Below are 17,460 nucleotides of genomic sequence, written 5' to 3'. Positions count from 1 at the left end.
ACGTGGCTTTCGGCGAACCGGATTTCAGCGCCGAGACCCGTAGCCGCACGAGAACGCCGGCGTCCGCCGTGCCGGCCCGCGGTCGTCCGCGCGACGCCAGACACCAGTGCCGGAGGTAACGCCGATGACCCTGTCTCCCGTCGAAGAACGCATCCTGCCCGGCCCCCGGGCCGAGGCGGCGCCGCCGACGAGCATGCTGTGCCCCGATTTCCCGTTCGCCTACGACGACTGGCTCCGCCATCCCGCCGGTCTCGGCCGGGTGCCGCGCCAGGCGCACGGCACCGAGGTCGCGGTGATCGGCGGCGGCCTGTCCGGGATGGTGGCCGCCTACGAGCTGATGAAGCTCGGCCTCAAACCGGTGATCTACGAGGCCGAGCAGCTCGGCGGCCGGATGCGGTCGGTGAGCCTGCCCGGTTACCCGGACGCCGTCGCCGAACTGGGCGCGATGCGGTTCCCGCCGTCCGCCGGGGCTCTCTTTCACTACATCGACAAGGTGGGCCTGGAGACGACGCCGTTCCCCAACCCGCTCTCCCCCGCGTCGCCGAGCACGGTGATCAACCTGCACGGCGAGAACCATTGGGCGCGCACGTCCGCCGACCTGCCGCCGGTATACCGCGAGGTCAACGACGCCTGGACGAAGACGCTCCAGGAGCAGGCCGACATGTCGCTGATGGAGGACGCCATCCGGCGCCGCGACATCACGACCATCAAGGCACTGTGGAACCACTTGGTCACCAAGTTCGACAACGTGTCGTTCTACGGCTTCCTCACCTCGTCGCCGCTGTTCTCGTCGTTCGAGCACCGCGAGATCTTCGGCCAGGTCGGCTTCGGCTGCGGCGGCTGGGACACCGACTTCCCCAACTCCGCGCTCGAAATCCTGCGGGTGATCTGCACCGACACCAGCGACGAGCACCACCGGATCCTCGGCGGCTGCCAGCAGCTGCCGCTCGGGCTGTGGGCGGACGAACCCGCCGACCTCGACTACTGGCCGTCCGGCACGTCACTGGAAAGCCTGCACGGCGGCGAACCGCGCCCGGCGGTGGTCCGGATCGACCGCACCGGCCGCGGGTTCACCATCGAGGACGCGAACCGCGACGTGCGCACGTACCCGGCGGCGATCTTCGCCGCGCAGAACTGGAACCTGCTCTCGGGGATGAAGAGCGACGACGCCCTGCTGCCGCAGCCGGTCTGGACCGCGCTGGAGCGCACCCACTACATGGGCGCGTCGAAACTGTTCGTCATCACCGACCGGCCGTTCTGGCTCGACCAGGACCCGGCGACCGGCCGCGACGTGATGAGCACGACGCTCACCGACCGCATCCCGCGCGGGGTCTACCTGATCGACAACGGCCCCGACGAACCCGGCACGATGCTGCTCTCCTACACCTGGAACGACGACTCGCTCAAGGTCGCGTCGCTGAGCCCGGACGAGCGGCTCGACGTGATGCTCTCCGCGCTGGCCAAGATCTATCCGGGTGTCGACATCCGGTCGCACATGATCGGCCCGCCGATCGCGATCACCTGGGAGACGCAGCCGCATTTCAAGGGCGCCTTCAAATCCTGCCTTCCCGGCAGCTACCGCTACCAGCGGCGCCTGTTCACCCAGTTCATGCAGCGTGACGCCGCCGAGCACCACCGCGGCTTCTTCCTCGCCGGCGACGACGTCGCGTGGATCGCCGGTTTCTCCGAGAGCGCGGTCACCACCGCGCTGAACGCCGTATGGGGCGTCGTCGAGCACCTGGGCGGCGGCACCCATCCGGACAACCCCGGTCCCGGCGACGTGTTCGACGAAATCGCCCCGGTGAGCCTGGATTGACAGCGGAAAGGACTTCCCCATGTTCGCGAAGATCTATTCCCCCGACGCGGTCACCGGCGGCGCGGCCTTCGAACAGCAGGCCCTCCGCGTCGCCGAGGTGCTGCGGGACCGCGGCGTCGGCTCCGGTGACCGTGTCCTGCTCAAGGCCGACAACACGCTGGCCTATCTGACGATCCTCGTCGCGCTGATGCACGTCGGCGCGTCGGTGGTGCTCGTCGACCATATGGAGCACGCCGACCGCACGGCCGAAACGATCGCCGGCTCCGGTGTCGTGCTGGCCGTCATCGACGACGACGCGCCGATGCCGCCGGACGCGCCGTCGGCCTACACCTACGAGATCATGGTGGCCGCCGCCGACCGGGCCCCGACGGATGTCCAGTTGCGTTTCGACGTCTGGGAAAAGCTGCCCGACAGTCTCGTGATGTGGTCGTCCGGTTCGACCGGCATCCCCAAGGGCGTCGCGAAGAACGGCGCGCGGTTCCTGAAGAACCTCGAGCGCAACGCCGATCTCGTCGGCCACGTCGCCGACGACGTCCTCCTGCCGCTGCTGCCGTTCAACCACCAGTACGGCCTTTCGATGGTGATGATCGCGTGGCTGCGGGACTGCTCGCTGGTGATCGCGCCGTACCGCCGCCCCGACCGGGCGCTGCGCCTGGCCGGACGTGCCGGGGCGACGGTCGTCGACGCGACGCCGTCCACCTATCGCAGCCTGTTCAACATCATCGGCAAACGTCCGGCGCTCAAAGAGGAATTCTCCCGGGTGCGCATGCTGTGCAGCGGCGCCGCGCCACTCGAACCCGGCGTCGTGGAGCAGTCCGAAGAGCTGTTCGGCATGCCGCTGCTCGACAGCTATGGCAGCACCGAGATGGGCAACGTGGCCTTCGCCAACATCGGGAACCCGCGTGGCTGCGGGCAAATCGTCGAAGGACTGGACTTGGAAGTCCGCGCCGACGACGGCACCGTGCTGCCCCACGGCGAGATCGGCGAACTGTTCGTCCTCGACCCCGACCTCATGGAGGGCTACCTCGACGCGACCGGGCAGGTGATCCCCGTCGACCGCGGCTGGTACGCGACCGGAGACCTCGGCCGTCTCGACGCGGACGGGAACCTGCTCGTCGTCGGTCGCAAACGGGCGGTGCACCGCAACGGGCACACCCTGCATCCCGAGGTGATCGAGCACCGGCTGGCCGGGGAGGGCTGTTCGGCGAAGATCGTCGCGCTGCCCGATCAGCGTCGCGGGTCGAGCCTGGTCTTCGTCGTCGAGGACGACGCTCGGCGGGACTCGCGGTACTGGCGCGACCGGATCTGCGGTGTGCTGCCGCCCGCCGAGCAGCCGAACCGCGTCCTCGTCACCGATCAGTTCCCGTTGAACCGCAACGGGAAACCGGACCGGAAGCGGCTCGAACAATTCGCCGCCGCCGAACAACTCTGATCCCCACCACGAAACCGGGTGTGCGCAGTGGAAAGTTCCACCGATGCCGTCCTGTTCCCCGGCATGGGCCCCGCCCGTGCTCGCGAACTGGGCCGCTTCCTCGTCATCGATCCCCTGGCCCGGCGCCTGCTCGGCGTGGCGGAGCACGCGCTCGGCCGCTCCCTGCTGGATCCGCTCGCCAGAACGGACGAGGAGTACAACGAGCACACCCAGATCGCGTTCGTGCTCGCGTCGCTGGCGCTGGCCGAACGCGCCGAGCGGGAGCACGGGCTGGTGCCGGTCGCGGTCGGCGGCGCCAGCTTCGGTGAACGCGCCGCCGTGGTCCGCGCCGGCGCCCTTCCCGTGGCGGATCTCGTCCGGCTCGTCGACGCCGTCGCACGGCGGGAACGGGAGTACTTCGAGACGGCGCACCAGGATCTCGTCAGCCAGTTCATCGTGCGCACGCCGGAGGCGGCGCTCGGCGGGATCCTCGACGGGATCGGCCACGAACTCTCCGGCCGGTTCGACGACGAGGTCCACCTGGTGACCTTGCGCGAGTCCGATTTGGACGAATTCGTCCGGCGCGTCCGGGCCGCGGGCGGTTACGCGCTCACCACCATGCGTCCCGCGGCGCACGCGCGGATGCTCGGCGGATTGCGCGACAGGCTGGCGGAAGAGGTCTTCGGCGGGTTCGGTTTCGCCGACCCGGAGCTGCCGATCGTGTCCGATCAGGACGGTGAGCCGGTCCGGACCGGCGACGAGGTGGCATCGCTCCTGCTGGAGTCGACGGTCAACGCGGTCCGGCTGCCGGGGCTGGTCCACCGGTTCGCCACGCTCGGCGTCGGCCGGGTCCTCGTCGCCGGTCCGGACCACCTGCTGCACCGGCTGCCCGGGCTGACGTCGGCGTTCACCCTGCTGCGCGCCGACCTCCGGGACACTCTGAAACCGAGACGACGGCCCCGCGGGCGAGAGGCGGTGGCCGCATGAGCACCAAGGTCCGCGACGTCGCGACGATCATGGTGTCCTGCCTGGCGCAGCTGATGGTCGCGATCGACATGACCGTGCTGCATCTGGCGGTACCCGCGCTGACCACGCAGCTCGGCGCTTCGGCCGAGGAACTGCTGTGGATCGCGGACGTCTACGGGTTCGCCATGGGCGGCCTGCTGGTGACCATGGGCAATTTCGGCGACCGGTTCGGCAGGCGCCGGGTGCTGCTCATCGGCGTCACCGCGTTCGCGCTGGGCTCATTGGTGGCGGCCTACGCCCCGAGTGCCGAGCTGCTCATCGCGGCCCGCGCGCTGCTGGGAATCGCGGGTGCCGCCGTGCTGCCTTCGACGACTTCCTTGCTACGCGCGGTTTTCACCACGCAGCGAGCGCGGACGGCCGCGGTCGGGGTGACCGCCGGGGTTTCGGCCGCGGGTTTCGCCATCGGCCCGATCGTCGGCGGGGTCCTGCTGGAACACTTCTGGTGGGGCTCGGTGTTCCTCGTCAACATCCCGGTGGCGCTGCTGATCCTCGGCGCCGCGCGCGTCGTACCGGAGTCTCGGTCCAGCGGCCGGTTGCGGCTCGACCTGCCCAGTGTGCTGCTGTCCATCGTCGGGCTGGTCGCCGTGGTGTACGCGCTGAAAGGCGCGTTCTACGCCGGGCTTTGGTATCCGGAGGTGCTCGGCGCGTTCGCTCTCGGAGGTGCGTCGCTGCTGTGGTTCGGCAGGCGCCAGCGTCGGCTGGAGCAGCCGCTGATCGATCTCGATCTGTTCCGGCGCCGCGGTTTCTCGGCGTCGGTCGGCTCGAATCTGGTGTCGGTGTTCACGATGTCGGCGTTCGCGCTGATCTCGAGCCAGTACTTCCAGCTCGTGCTGGGCTGGAGTCCGCTGCGCTCCGGGCTGGCCTTCGTGCCCGGCGCCGTCGCCGCACTCGTCGCGGGCGGTGTCGTGGCGGCCAAGGCGGTGCGCCGGTTCGGCCGGGCGCCGACGGTCTCGGGCGGGCTGGCGCTGGCGTCGATCGGCTTCGGGCTGTTCGGCGCGGTGAGCACGGACTCGCCGTACCTGCTGGTGCTGGCCGCGCAGGTGGCTTTCGGCGCGGGCGCCGGGCTCACACTGACCGTCACCGGCGACACCATCCTCGGCACGGTGCCTCGCGACCGCGCCGGTGCCGCGTCGGCGATCTCCGCCACCGCCTACGAACTCGGCGGCTCACTCGGGATCGCGGTGGTCGGCAGCGTGCTGTCCGCCGTCTACCACGCCGAACTGACGCTGCCCGCCGGAGTGCCGCCCGATCTGGCCGCCCAGGTGCGGGAATCGTTCAGCGCCACCGCGGCGGTCGCGACCGGCCTGCCCGAACCGGTGGCGACGGCGGTCCGCACGGCTGCCGAGGAGTCGTTCGTCGGCGGCATCCGGACGAGCATGCTGGGCAGCGCGGCGGTGATGACGATCCTCGCGCTGGTGGCGCTGCGGAGCCTGCGGGGCGTGCCGAAGGTGATCGAGACCGACGTGCCGCCTCCGCGGCCCGCTCCGAGCCCGCTGCCGTGACTTGGTGGGCGTCGCGCAGGGTCCGAAGTACACGAAGCGGTCCTTCACGGACGTACGGCCAGGAACGACGTGAAGGCCTCCTTCCCTACTCTCAAGGTAGGGAAGGAGGCCTTCACGGACTTGGCCGGGCGTGTCTCGCCGGCCCCCTCATGACGAAGTGACGTTCCCTTCCGCACTGCCACGGACCATCCCGAAGAGCGGCCGACCGTGGTCCGCCGGGGCAACTATGCTGGCCGAAGGTGCCCCGGCCGCCTGACCTCCCGACCGAACGGTCCTCCTTGCGCCATGCTCGGAGCGACCGTCGCCCGGCCGCGCCGTGGACCCGCGACGGCCGAGGAGGGAAATGGGAGCGACGGCCGTCACGAGCGCCGGACCGGAGGACGCGCAGGCCGCGTTGGACCGGGTGCTCACGGGGCCCGGCGCGATCTGGGTGGTGCACGGGCCTTCGGGCAGTGGCCGCAGCACCGTTCTCTCCGGTCTCGCCCAGCGCGGCCGCCGCTCCGGTGCCGCCGTGCTGGCCGTGCCCGCCGGCCTCGAGCCCAGGACCGTCCTCCTCCGGCTGACGACCCAGCTGGCCGAGCTGATCACCGTCCTCGACCGCCCCGAGCTGGTCAGCATGCTCAGCGCGGTCGCCTGGCTGCGAACCCGGCTCGAATCGGGTTCCGGCGCCGGACCGCAGACGACGGCCCACGATCTGGTCACCGTCCTCGCCACGCTCGCCCCGCGCGGCCGCATCGTGCTGCTGTTCGACGACTTCGACCTGCTGCCGCCGGAGCTCGCCACCGTGCTCACCCTGGTCGCCGAAGGCGCCCGCGCCACCGGGACGGTCACCGTCGCGACCGTGACCGGCCGGAGCAGGCGGGACGGCCCGGTCGGCAAGGTGTTCGCCGTCGCCGACGGCGCGATCGGTCTCCTGCCGCTGACCGCCGACGAGGCGACCGCGCTGCTCCCCGCCTGGACGACCCGCGCCGGGCGGATCGCGAGTGATCCCGCGTTCGTCACGGCGGTGCGCGCCGCGCTCGGGCCGCTGTTCGGCAATCCCGGCACGGTCGGCGCGACGGTCGCGGGCCTGCGCGCCACCGGCAGACTGGCGGTCATCGACGAGCACGTGTGCCTGATCGGCGCGGGAACGCCGATCGTGCTGCCCGGCGGGCATCCTGAGACGCTCCGCCTGCGACGGCTCGGGCCGCGCGCCCGGCGGCTGGCCGCCATCATCGCGGTGCTGGGCGAACAAAGCGCCGTCACCCTCGAAAGACTGCCTTGGCTGGCCTCCGCGGCGGGAATGACGCCGTCCATCGTGGGACAGGCCCTCGACGATCTGGTCCGGGCCGGGATCCTTCGCACCGGCAGCGGTACCGACGGCGCGATCGAGTTCGCCGTCCCCGCCCTGGCCGACAGGCTCCGGCTGGAGCACGGCGCGCGCTGGCGCGCCGTGCTGCATCGGCGGATCGTCCGGGAGCGGCGATCCGCCGAGATCGCCCCGCATCTCGCGGAGCTTCCGCCGTCGCCGCCGGATCCCGAGGCCGCGAGCCCGCTGCTGGAAGCCGCGGCGAACGCCGACCTGCCCACGGCCCGCCGCTACCGGAGGGCGGCGCTGCGGCTGCTCGCGCCGGCCGACGCCCGCTTCCCCGAAACGCTCCGTGCGCTGCTCGCGGACAGCCTCGCGGCCGGTGAGTACGGCACGCTGGCCGACGACCTCGCCACCGTCGTCGCACCGCGACTCGCCGACGCCGAGCCGTCCGCACGGCTGTCCGTCACCGCGCTGCTGTGCTGGCTGGGTGCCCTCGCCCACGATCAGCGGCTCGCCGAACTCGACGTCGTACGATCGCTGGCAGTCGAGGTCGCCCGCGCCCTCGACTCGGCTCACGAATGCCACCGCCTGCTGGACGCGGTCAACCGGGCCGACCGGCCGGTGGCCGCCGAGGCGGTCCGGGCGCTCGCGCGTGCCTGCGGCGCCGAAGACGACCGTCTGTTCGCCCTCGGCGCCGGGATCCTGCTCGGCTCGTTGCCCGGCGACGGTGGCAGGCCTGCCGAAGAATGGCTGGTATCGACGGAGATGCCGCCGCACGAGGACGTCGCCGAGGCCGCCGAGGTCCTCGACACGGTCAGCGTGCTGAAGGTCCTGCTGTGCGGCCGGTACCAGCCGCCCTCGACCGGGTTCTCGTGCGACTGGCACGCCGTCCGGCAGGCCTACCGCGAAGGCGAGTGGGACACGGCGCTGTCGCTGGCGCGGCGACTCGAAGGCGACCGCCTGTGGTGGGATCCACCCCGTCGCCACCGGTTCGCGAGTGTGTTCGCCGCGGAGATCTGCGCCCAGCGCGATCAGCCGGAACGAGCAGCGGATTGGTTGCGCCGCTTGCCTTTCCGGACGTCCGTCGACGCCTGTGCCGCCTGGGTCCGCTGCCGGCTGCGCCAAACCGAAGGACGGCACGACGAGGCGGTGGAGCGCGGCTGGCGGGATTACCTCGACTGCCGCGAACGCGGCGTGCGCGCGGGTATGGAACGGCTTCTCGCGCGGCTCCTGTACGGCGCGCGGCGTCAAGGTGACACCGAGACCGTGACCCGTCTGCTGGCCGAATTGGAGAACCTCGCGACCCGATGCCCGACCCCGTCGGTCCAGGAGGCGGCCCTGGTGTGCGGCGGTCTCGTGCGCGGGGACAGGGAATCGGTGCACGCGGGGGTCAAACTGGCCCGGCAGTCCGGCGACGTGTTCCGGATCGCCGAGGCGTGCACGGCGTTCGGCGAGGTGAGCCCGGTTCCCGCGCCGTCGCTGCTGGAAGCGCGCCGGACGCTGGAGCGGCTCGGCGCGGTCGCCGAGCTGGCGTCCGTTTCGGCGCTGCTCGACCGGCACCGCATCGCCGTCTCGCCGGAGCAGGCGGACCGGACCGACCGGGCGGCGCTGGATCCCTTGGAGCGCCACATCGTCGGCCTGATCGCGAGCGGCCACACGAACCGGCAGATCGCGGCCGCGCTGCAGGTCAGTGAGAAACGCGTCGAAGCGCGGCTGACGTCGCTGTTCGAGCGCACCGGCAGTCATTCCCGCGTGGAGCTGGCCGCGGCGTGGCTGCAGGGCCGCCTCGACACGGCGGCGCCCACCGGATCCTGATCGGCATTCACCCCGCCCGGTGGCCCCGCATCGCCGCGGCCAGCTGGGCGCGGCCGGTGATGCCCAGCTTGCGGTACGAACTGGTGAGGTGCTTCTCCACCGCGCGCACCGTGACCTCCAGCAGTTCCGCGATGTCGCGGTTGCGGCGCCCGGACACCGCCAGTTCCACGACGCGCTGCTCGGTCGCGGTCAGCAGGCCGTCCGCCTGATCCGGCGGCTCCCCGGATCCGGTCAGCCAGCTCGCGCCGCATCCGGCCGCCAGGCTCCGGCCCTCCCGCAGCCACTCGCGGGCGTCGGGCCCGGTGGCCCGTTCGCCGAGCAGAACCAGGGTGCGGGCGAGTTCGAGACGATCTCCCGAGCGGGACAGGGTTTCCGCGGCTTCGCGCAGCACCGGGACGGCGTCCTCGTCCCGATCGAGCAGCGTCGCGCGGATCCGCAACGCCCGGCCGACCGAAGACGGCGCGCCCCACGACAACGCCCGCTCGACCTCGCCCTGCGCGACGGCTTCGGCCCGCTTCGGGTCGTCGGTCGCCGCGAGCAGCAGCGCGATCTGGCCGCGCAGCGGCAGCAGCACCCGGTTCCCGAACCGTTCCAGCTGGTGCACGCAGTCGAGGAAGTACTCGGCGGCCGCGGTGTGATTGGCCTCGGTCAGCGCCAGGGTGCCGTAGGCCAATGACCGCAGCCACGGATCGTGGTCGGCCTCCAGGTTGTCGACGAGCAGCCGCGCGAGCGCCGGATCTCGTTGCTCCATCGCGATTTCGGCCAGCACCCGCATCGCCGTCATGGTGATCCCGACCCGGCTGGGGCCCGCCGAGGCGAGCACCGCCTGCGCGCGGTCGCGGGCGACGCCGAGCAGCCCCGTGGCGGAGGCCACCAGCGCCTGCCCCGCCCACGCGACCAGCGTCGGGAGGTCGGGGTCGGCGGCGGGGCCGCACGCCGCCGCGAGCCAGGAGTCCACTCCCTCCAGCGAATCCGCCGCCGCCAGCACCAGCACGGTGAGCGGGAACGTGGTGTACATCTGGTCCGGTGAACCGGGTTCCCGCGCCAGCACCTGCCTGGCGAGGTCCACAATGGACTCCCGGGGTGCGACACCCGCGACGGTCATCAGGTACAGCAGGACCGCGACCAGTTCCCGCTGGGCCGAAGACTCCTGCGCGGGCGCGGGACCGAGTTCGGCCAGCCGGTCCGCCGCCGCGTCCCCGGCACCGGGCACTCCTCGTTCGAGGTAGCGAAGCCGGGCTTCCATGCGCAACGCCGCTTCGGCCGCGGCCGGGCCCGGGACCTCCCGCAGTTCCACGAGCACCTGCCGGAGGCGGCGGACATCCGCGGCGAAACGGAGCCCGGCCACCACCGGGAGCAGGCCGAGCGCGAAGGCGCGATCGACCGGATCCCGCATCAGGCCCAGTGCCTGATGCAGATGCCGGTGGGCGGCGGGCAGGTCGTAGCCGCGTTCGACGGCGGCGAGATCGACGAGCAGTTCCGCGCGATCGGCGCCCGGATGCGCCAGCGCGTGCCGCAGGTACTGGGCGGCCGTCCGAGGCGACGAGTTCGCCAGCGCGGCACTGGCCGCGGTCCGCAGGACGTCCGCGGCCCACGGCTCGGGTTCGGCGACCGTCGCGAGCAGCTGGCGGCCGATCTGCTCGACCGGCCTTCCGTTGCGGTACAGGACGTTCGCGGCACGCAGGTGCAACCGGTCCTGTTCATCGGCGCTCAGCTGATCGGCGACGAGATCACCGGCCATCCCGCCGGCGAACCGCAGCAGCCCGTCGGCGGGGGTCTCGACGATGCCCAGCCTCCGCAGCGCCCGCAGCGCCGCGTCGAAGTCCGGGGAATCGAGTCCCGCGAGTTCGGCGAGGACGCCGGCCTCGGTCTCCTCGCCGAGCGCGGCCATCGCCTTGGCCACCGCGCGGACGTCGTCCGGCTGGGCGCGCAGGCAACGGGTCAGCCGGGCCGCCGCGGGCGAGGGGCGCAACGCGGCGAGTTCGGCCGCGGCCGAGGCGACCGGGCGCAGCCCGTGCCCGAGTATCGTGTTGACCAGCGCGTCCAGCAACATCGGCGAACCACCCGTGCGGGCGAAGCAGGCGTCCGCGAACTCGGGGGCGGGTTCGGCTCCGCAGCGGGCGGTCAGGTAGGCCCGGACGCCGGCGGCCGAGAGCGGGGTGGCGTGCACCGTACGCGCCGCGGTGCGGGCGATGTCCTTGACCACGATGTCGTCGGCGGAGTCGTCGCCCTCCAGCAGGGTCGCGACGACGAGGACCCGCAGCCTGCTCATCCGTTTGGCCAGGTAAGCGAGCCAGCGCGCCGACGCCGCGTCCGCCCATTGGAGATCGTCCACGAGCAGGGCCACCGGGCCGGTGTCGCGCACCATTTCGGTGAACAGTTCCAGCAGTTCGTGCAGCACGAGATGGGCGCGGCGCGCGTCGGGCGGGCCGGCGGGGAATTCGCTGTCGGCCCGGACCGCGGTGAGCAGTTCCCCGCGACGACCCGCCTCCAGCAAGGGTTCCAGCAGCAGCCAGACGACGCCGTGGGCGACTCCGCGCTCCAGCGGTGTCGCCGCTGCCCGCACCACGCGCACTCCCCGCGCGGCGGCCTCCTCCCCCGCCGCGTGCAGCAGGGCGGACCGCCCCGCCCCCAGGCCGCCGCGGACGACGACGAACTCGCCCGCCCCGGCACGGGCCTCGGCGACCGCCCCGGCGATCGCGGCCAGCTGATCCGCTCGCTCGATCATCATGACGGCGGCTCAGAGCTCCTTGTCCAGCGCGTCGAACAGCTCGCGCAACTCGGCCCGCCCGGTCACCTCGAGCTGCCGGTAGATCGCGGTGAGCCGCAGCTCGACGGCGCGTTTGCTCACGCCCAGTTCTTCAGCCAGTTCGGCGTTGGAGGCGTTCGCGAGCACGCGGCGGACGAGGTCGGTCGCACCGGGCGAGAGCGCCCGCCAGCGCCGGGACGCCGTGCGGTAGGACCGCCGCGGCCGGTCGGACAGCCGTTTCCCGAGGTCCGCGATCCGGGACGTGGCCCACGCGAGCTGATACGCGGTGGCCAGCCGTTCGGCTTCGCGCAGCAACCGCGGCACGCCGCTGGTCTGGCCGCGGTTGAGCTGGGCGGCCGCGAGCAGCAGGACCGCCTCGACGTAGAGCACCCTGGCCGGCGACTGCTGGAGCGCGTTGACCGCCTGTGTCAGCCGGAACACCGCGTCCTCGGCGCGGACCGCGACACCCGCCCCCAGATGGGTCCGCCCGATCGCGGTGCGCGTGCCCCAGTTCTGCGCCAGCCGCCATTCCTCGCTGATCATCGCGGCCGCGGTGTGCTCGTCGCCGAGTGCCTGCGCCGCGATGGCGACATGCGAACGCCACGGCACCAGGCCCGGGTTCAGCCAGCCCGCCGCGTTCATCCGCCTGCCGCATTCCTGGAACAGGCCCAGCGCCCGGCGGTGGCGTTTCAGGTCCAGTTCCAGGAGCCCGCGCATGAAAAGCAGGTAGGGCGCGGAGTACAGCGGCCCGCCGTCGCCCGCGGCGTCGACGGCGCGCTGGGCGGCCTCGAGATCCCCGCGGGTGAGGGACGCCGCGATCTGGATCGTGCTCAGCGACGTGGCGACCGTCGACGGCCAGCCCTCCGGTGGGCCGGAGGCGGCGGCTTCGGCGAGCGCGTCCTCGGCGGCCTGCACGCGACCGCGCTGCAGATGGATCCAGGCCTTGCCGGTGAGCCCGAGGGCCACCGGCACGCCCGCCCCGGCCGCGCTCGCGTCCGCGATCATCTCCTCGTACACCGAAAGCGCTTCCAGGACGTCGTCGGTCTGGGTGAAGGTGATGGCCAGCGCCAGCCGCGGCGAGTAGAGGGTGATGGGTTCGCGGGACGGATCCGCCGCGCGCCGGGCCAGCCGCCGGGCGGCTTTGCCGTCGCGGCAGGCGATCGTGGCCAGCCAGGACGCGGCGGCCGCCTGCGCGGAGGTCAGTGCCGCCGGGTCGAGATCCGGCAGTGCGGGGATGCCGAGATGGACGGCGCCCGCGCCGCTCCCGTCGGCCAGCCAGTACAACGCCGCCAGATCCGCGCGGTCCCGGTCGTCGACCGCGGCCTCGCTCAGGAGGGCCAGCTCGCGCAAGGCGTCTTCCCTGGCGCCTCGCTGCATCATCAGGTCCACAGCGGACAGTCGCGTTCGGACGGTGTCGTCACCGGAAACCCTGGTCGCCCTCGCCAGCCGCAGCCCTCCGGTGAACGGGCACGACGACGCCTCGACGGTCTCGAGTTCCAGCCGCAGCCGCGCCGACATCCCCGGCGGCGCCGGTTCGGCCAGCGCTCTCCGGTAGTAGCGCGCCGCTTCGGCGTGATCCCCGGCTTCGCGGCGGCGCAACGCCGCGGCGTGCAGCGTCTCCAAGGCCCAGGCCTCGCCGACCGGTTGCGAGCCGAGCAGCAGCCCGGCGACGACCTCCTCCGGGGCGGCCCGGCGATGCCCGAGTTCGGCGGCCCGGCGGCGCGTCCCCGCCCGCTCGTCCGCTCCGGTCTCGGCGAGCACCCAGGTGGCCACCTGCGGGTTCATCGGCTCGGCGGGATCGGTCCCGATCAGGCCGGAGTCCGCCAGCACCCGCAGCGCCCGGCCCAGCGGCATCCCGAGCGGCCCGGCGAGCGGCCGCAGGTACGCCTCGTCGAGGGTGCCGATCGCGGCGATCGTCCGGACCAGCGCGGCGAGATCGGACGGCAGCCGGGCGAGCAGGTCGAGCACGGTGTCGCGGCGCACGTCCGCGGTGACGGCGGTGATCTCCGGACCGGCGGACGACCGGGCGAGCACCTCCGCGAGCAGGGCGGGATTCCCCCGCGTGGCCGCGTAGACCTCGGCCACCGGCGGCCGCGGCGCGGGGACCGCGTGCACCAGCCGCCGGACCGCCGCCTCGCTCAAGGGCCGTAACCGGACGACATGCCGGTTCTCCCAGGGAAGACCGCCGAGCGACAAGGGATCCGCTTCGTCGGCGTCCTGCGGGCCGGAGTGCGCGGCGATGAGCAGCACGGGGTCGTTGCCCCGGCGTCGCTGCAAGGCCGCCAGCCAGGCTTCGGACTGCTCGTCGGCCAGGATGAGGTCGTCGACGACCAGCAGGACCGGGCAGCGCCGGGCCGACTCCAGCAGCCGCTGGCAGAGCAGTTCGTGCAGGACCTGCACGTCGGTGCCGTCCGAGAGCGCGGCTTGCAGCCACGGGACGTCCGCGAGCTCCGGGATCGGTGCCAGCAACTGGGAAAGAAGCCCGTACGGCAGCTGCGCCTCGGTGGCCGAGCCGCACGCGGTGAACACCTGCAGTCCCCGCTCGGCGGCCAGGGACGCGACCTGGTCCAGCAGCGCCGTGCGCCCGCTGCCCGCCGGGCCGAGCACGGCCGCGGAGCCGCCGTGGCCGTGTTCGAGATCCCCGATCAGGCGAGTGAGCAGACGCAGTTCGGTCTCGCGTTCGACGAGTTCGTCCGCACCGTCGGCTTCGAGCCGCCGGACGGCGCTCACCGGGCACCTTCGAGGACGGCCGGACGCTCTTCGGTCTCCTCCAGCACCACGGCCAGTTCGGTCCGCCCGCTGATCCGCAGCTTCCGGTACACGCTCGTCAGATGTGTCTCGATGGTCCGGACGGTGACGAAGAGCCGTTCCGCGATGACCCGGTTGCTGATCCCGCGTCCGGCGAGCCGGGCGATATGCCGTTCCGCGGGACTCAGCGAGGCGAACGGGGACATCTCGCCCGGGATCCCCGCGTCGGCGGCGGTCCGCTGGGCGCGGCGGAGCAGGAACCGGTCCCCTGTCCGCAGGCTCAGCTCGGCGCAGCGCCGCAACCGGGTGCGCGCGGCGACGGTGTCCCCCGCTTCGACGAGCGCGCGGCCGAGGTGGTACTCCGCCAGCGCCTCCTCCAGCCGGGCGGGTGAACCGGCCAGGATGCCCGCCGCCTCTTCGATCAACGCGATCCGGTCGGGGCCGCGGGTGGCGACCGCGGTCGCGAGCCGGGCCATCCCGACCGCCCTCGGGGTGCCCCACCGCAGTGCCGGTCCGGTTCCTTCGGCCGCGAGGTCAGCGGCGGCCTCGAAACGTCCCTCGTCGGCCAGCATGCAGGCGGCCTCGAACCACCACGGCGCCAGCAGCGGGTTGGCGATGCCGACGTCCGCGAGGCTCTCCCCGCAACGGTTGAAGAGGTTCAGCGCGGCCTCGCGGTCTCCCGCCGCCCAATGCACCCGCGCGTCGACTAGCTGGAACCACGGGCGCATCACCGTGTGCTCCCACAATTGCGGGGAATCCGCTTCCCGCAACAACTTCATCGCCTTCGCGGTCTCGCCCTGCTGCGCCGCGACGGTCGCGTACGCGATCCGCGGGACGACACCGCCGGTCCGGCCTTCGGCGCGACGGCTGAGCGCGTAGGCCTGTCCGGCGTCGGCCGACGCGGTGGCGAGATCACCGCACCAGTGCCCGAGCAGGCCGCGGAAGGCGAGATATTCGCTGCGCTGGGCCGGCACGAGTTCGATGGCCCTGGTCAGTTCGTCCCTCGCGACGTCGATCTCGTCCGCGAGCAGCAGGGCCAGCACGGCGGAGCTGACGGCCGAATCGTCGGTGGTCGGGGTGTACCCGCGGATCGCGCGCATCGCCCATTCGGCGGCTTCACGCGGCCGGGTGCCGTCGAGTGCGGCGACGACGGCGCAGACGGCCAGATGCCTGGCGTCGACGACCGCGTTGTTCGACCGCGGCTGGATCCGGGTGTCGAGTTTCGCCAGGCTGTCGCGGTCTTCGATGCCCACCAGGCACAACAGTCCTTCGAGCTGCCCGCGCAGCTGCTGGTCCATCTCGCCGCCGAGCACGGTCAGCACCCGGTCCAGCACGGTGACGGCGGTCCCGCAGCGGCGGGCGACGAGCGCCGCGCGGCCCAGTTTCACCGCGGCCCTGGCCTGGTCCACCGGATCCTGTTGCAGTTCGAGCGCGCGGCGCAGGAGGTCGAATCCGCTGTCCGGTTCCAGCAGCGCGACCGTCTCGGCGAGTTGAACGGCCAGCCCGGCGTCGGAGGGCCGGGCGGCCGCGGCGGGCCGGAGATAGCGCAGCGCGTCCCAGGGCGCGCCCCGGTCGCAGGCGCAGGTCGCGGCGTCACGCAGCAGGTCGACCATCCAGGTGTCGAGCTCGGCGAGTTCGAGCAGGTGTTCCGCCACTTCCTCCGGTGATCCGGCCGCGTCGCTCAGCAGGATCGCCGCGGTCCGCCGCCACCGGCCCAGTTCGGCGGGTTCGAGAGCGTCCAGCAGCCCTTCCCGCACCGGATCGTGCCGGAAGGAAAGCCCTTCCGCGGCGAGGATGTGCCTGCCCCGGAGCAGCTCGACGGCGGTTCCGGCGGTGCGGGCAGGCACCTTGGCCAGACGGGCGACCAGTGACAGGTCCTGCCCGCCGAGCACCGCGATGGCGGTGGCGACCGCCTTGGCGTAGTCGGGGACGCCGGCGAACAGGGAGCGGATCAGCGCCGCCCCCGCCGCGGACCCGGCCACCGGGGCGATCCCGGACGCGACCTTGCCCAGTTCGTCGAGCATCTCCCGCAGCAGCAACGGATTCCCGCCGGACTGCTCGACGCAGTGCCGCACGAACGGCTCGCCCGGGTCCGACCCGACGGCCTCGCGCGCGAGCGAGGCGACCGCCTCGGCGGGCAGCGGGCCGAGGTCGAGCGCTTCGGTGCCGTACCAGGATTCGAGATCCGCCAGGCGTTCCGCCGCGCCGTCCGGCCCGTCGGCGGCCGACCGGACCAGGATCATCCGCACCGGCAGCCTGGTGGAATGCCGGGCGATCAGGCTCAGCCACCGCACGACCGCTTCGTCACACCAGTGCACGTCGTCGACGGCGAACACGATCGCGGGCAGTCCGGCCGCCCATTCGGCGAAAGCCTCGTACCAGGCGGCGAAGTCTTCCGGGTCCGGGACGCGGGCGCCCGCGCGGCGCAGCTCCGCGAGTAGTTCCCCCGCGACCGCGGCCCCGTCACCCGGAACACCGGTGCCCCGGCAGACGACGGTGTCCGTGAGAGCCGCCAGCGCGGTGTCCAGCAGGCTGGACTTCCCGATACCCGCTTGCCCCCGCACGACGATGACGGAGCCTTCACCGGGTGCACCGGGGCGCAGCCGAGCGGCGAGCCAACGGAGCTCGTCGTCACGTCCGGCCAGCGCGCGTCCGGGTCTGTTGGCGTCCCTCATCTCCCGCCTCCCTGTCGTCCCATCGGGGCCGTTGCCGTCACACAGAGCGAACAATCGCTTACGTGCTTCCATCTCATCGTGTGATCGTCTTACCGAATAGAGCGTGCAACCTCGATAAGGGTTATCCCTCACTACAGGGACGGCGGGCGCTCAAATGAGCACGACACTCATCAACGGCGGGATTTCGAGCGCGAAGCGGCGCGGGTCGGCGCGCGGACCCGGGTCGATCAAGACCGACAGAAGTCGCGACAGAAGGAAACATGGCATGAACCAGCGACACCATCGAAGTGACCGCCCGGCTGCCAGCTGACTCGCTCGACAGGCCGCCATCCGCTCAAACGAGCGAAATCACCGCGCGGGTCATTACGAATTCTGCCGAAATACATGCAAACGAAGTGGCCGTTCACTGGGACCGCACCGTGATCGC

General features: G+C 72.4%; 8 protein-coding genes. 5 read left to right on the top strand and 3 right to left on the bottom strand.

Annotated features, from left to right (window positions below):
* Positions 1-124 precede the first annotated feature (124 nt).
* The 5 genes from AC0685_RS24195 to AC0685_RS24175 all read left to right on the top strand — a co-directional run bounded on the left by AC0685_RS24195 (position 125) and on the right by AC0685_RS24175 (position 8,861).
* The gene (locus AC0685_RS24195; RefSeq protein ID WP_478227605.1) at positions 125-1,816 is read left to right on the top strand and encodes a flavin monoamine oxidase family protein; all 1,692 of its coding nucleotides are present in this window, start codon (positions 125-127) and stop codon (positions 1,814-1,816) included.
* Positions 1,817-1,835: 19 nt separating this feature from the next.
* The gene (locus AC0685_RS24190) at positions 1,836-3,248 is read left to right on the top strand and encodes a class I adenylate-forming enzyme family protein (RefSeq protein WP_478227604.1); all 1,413 of its coding nucleotides are present in this window, start codon (positions 1,836-1,838) and stop codon (positions 3,246-3,248) included.
* 27 nt (positions 3,249-3,275) lie between these two features.
* The gene (locus AC0685_RS24185) at positions 3,276-4,214 is read left to right on the top strand and encodes an ACP S-malonyltransferase (protein WP_478227603.1); all 939 of its coding nucleotides are present in this window, start codon (positions 3,276-3,278) and stop codon (positions 4,212-4,214) included.
* Positions 4,211-5,755, top strand: coding sequence for an MFS transporter (locus AC0685_RS24180; RefSeq protein WP_478227602.1), 1,545 nt, complete (start codon positions 4,211-4,213; stop codon positions 5,753-5,755). The genes AC0685_RS24185 and AC0685_RS24180 overlap by 4 nt, the downstream gene beginning before the upstream one ends.
* Before the next feature lie 343 nt (positions 5,756-6,098).
* Complete coding sequence (locus tag AC0685_RS24175) at positions 6,099-8,861, top strand: helix-turn-helix transcriptional regulator (protein WP_478227601.1); 2,763 nt, start codon at positions 6,099-6,101, stop codon at positions 8,859-8,861.
* 7 nt (positions 8,862-8,868) lie between these two features.
* Here AC0685_RS24175 and AC0685_RS24170 read toward each other — a convergent pair whose 3' ends face one another.
* Genes AC0685_RS24170 through AC0685_RS24160 form a run of 3 tightly spaced genes read right to left on the bottom strand, consistent with a single transcriptional unit; the run spans position 8,869 to position 17,033 of the window.
* Complete coding sequence (locus tag AC0685_RS24170; RefSeq protein WP_478227600.1) at positions 8,869-11,592, bottom strand: AAA family ATPase; 2,724 nt, start codon at positions 11,590-11,592, stop codon at positions 8,869-8,871.
* Positions 11,593-11,601: 9 nt separating this feature from the next.
* Complete coding sequence (locus AC0685_RS24165) at positions 11,602-14,340, bottom strand: AAA family ATPase (protein WP_478227599.1); 2,739 nt, start codon at positions 14,338-14,340, stop codon at positions 11,602-11,604.
* A complete protein-coding gene (locus AC0685_RS24160) occupies positions 14,337-17,033 on the bottom strand; it encodes an AAA family ATPase (protein ID WP_478227598.1) in 2,697 nt (898 codons plus the stop codon). The genes AC0685_RS24165 and AC0685_RS24160 overlap by 4 nt, the downstream gene beginning before the upstream one ends.
* Between the last annotated feature and the right edge of the window lie 427 nt (positions 17,034-17,460).

The sequence above is a fragment of the Amycolatopsis sp. NPDC043889 genome, assembly GCF_056435645.1.
The sequence above is the reverse complement of the archived record's forward strand: the minus strand, read 5'-3'. Positions and strand labels throughout refer to the sequence as shown.

Bases quoted from the DNA above. Each gene is read 5' to 3' on its own strand.
- AC0685_RS24160 (WP_478227598.1), bottom strand. From the start codon at position 17,033: ATGAGGGACGCCAACAGACCCGGACGCGCGCTGGCCGGACGTGACGAC.
- AC0685_RS24170 (WP_478227600.1), bottom strand. From the start codon at position 11,592: ATGATGATCGAGCGAGCGGATCAGCTGGCCGCGATCGCCGGGGCGGTC.
- AC0685_RS24175 (WP_478227601.1), top strand. From the start codon at position 6,099: ATGGGAGCGACGGCCGTCACGAGCGCCGGACCGGAGGACGCGCAGGCC.
- AC0685_RS24190 (WP_478227604.1), top strand. From the start codon at position 1,836: ATGTTCGCGAAGATCTATTCCCCCGACGCGGTCACCGGCGGCGCGGCC.
- AC0685_RS24195 (WP_478227605.1), top strand. From the start codon at position 125: ATGACCCTGTCTCCCGTCGAAGAACGCATCCTGCCCGGCCCCCGGGCC.
- AC0685_RS24180 (WP_478227602.1), top strand. From the start codon at position 4,211: ATGAGCACCAAGGTCCGCGACGTCGCGACGATCATGGTGTCCTGCCTG.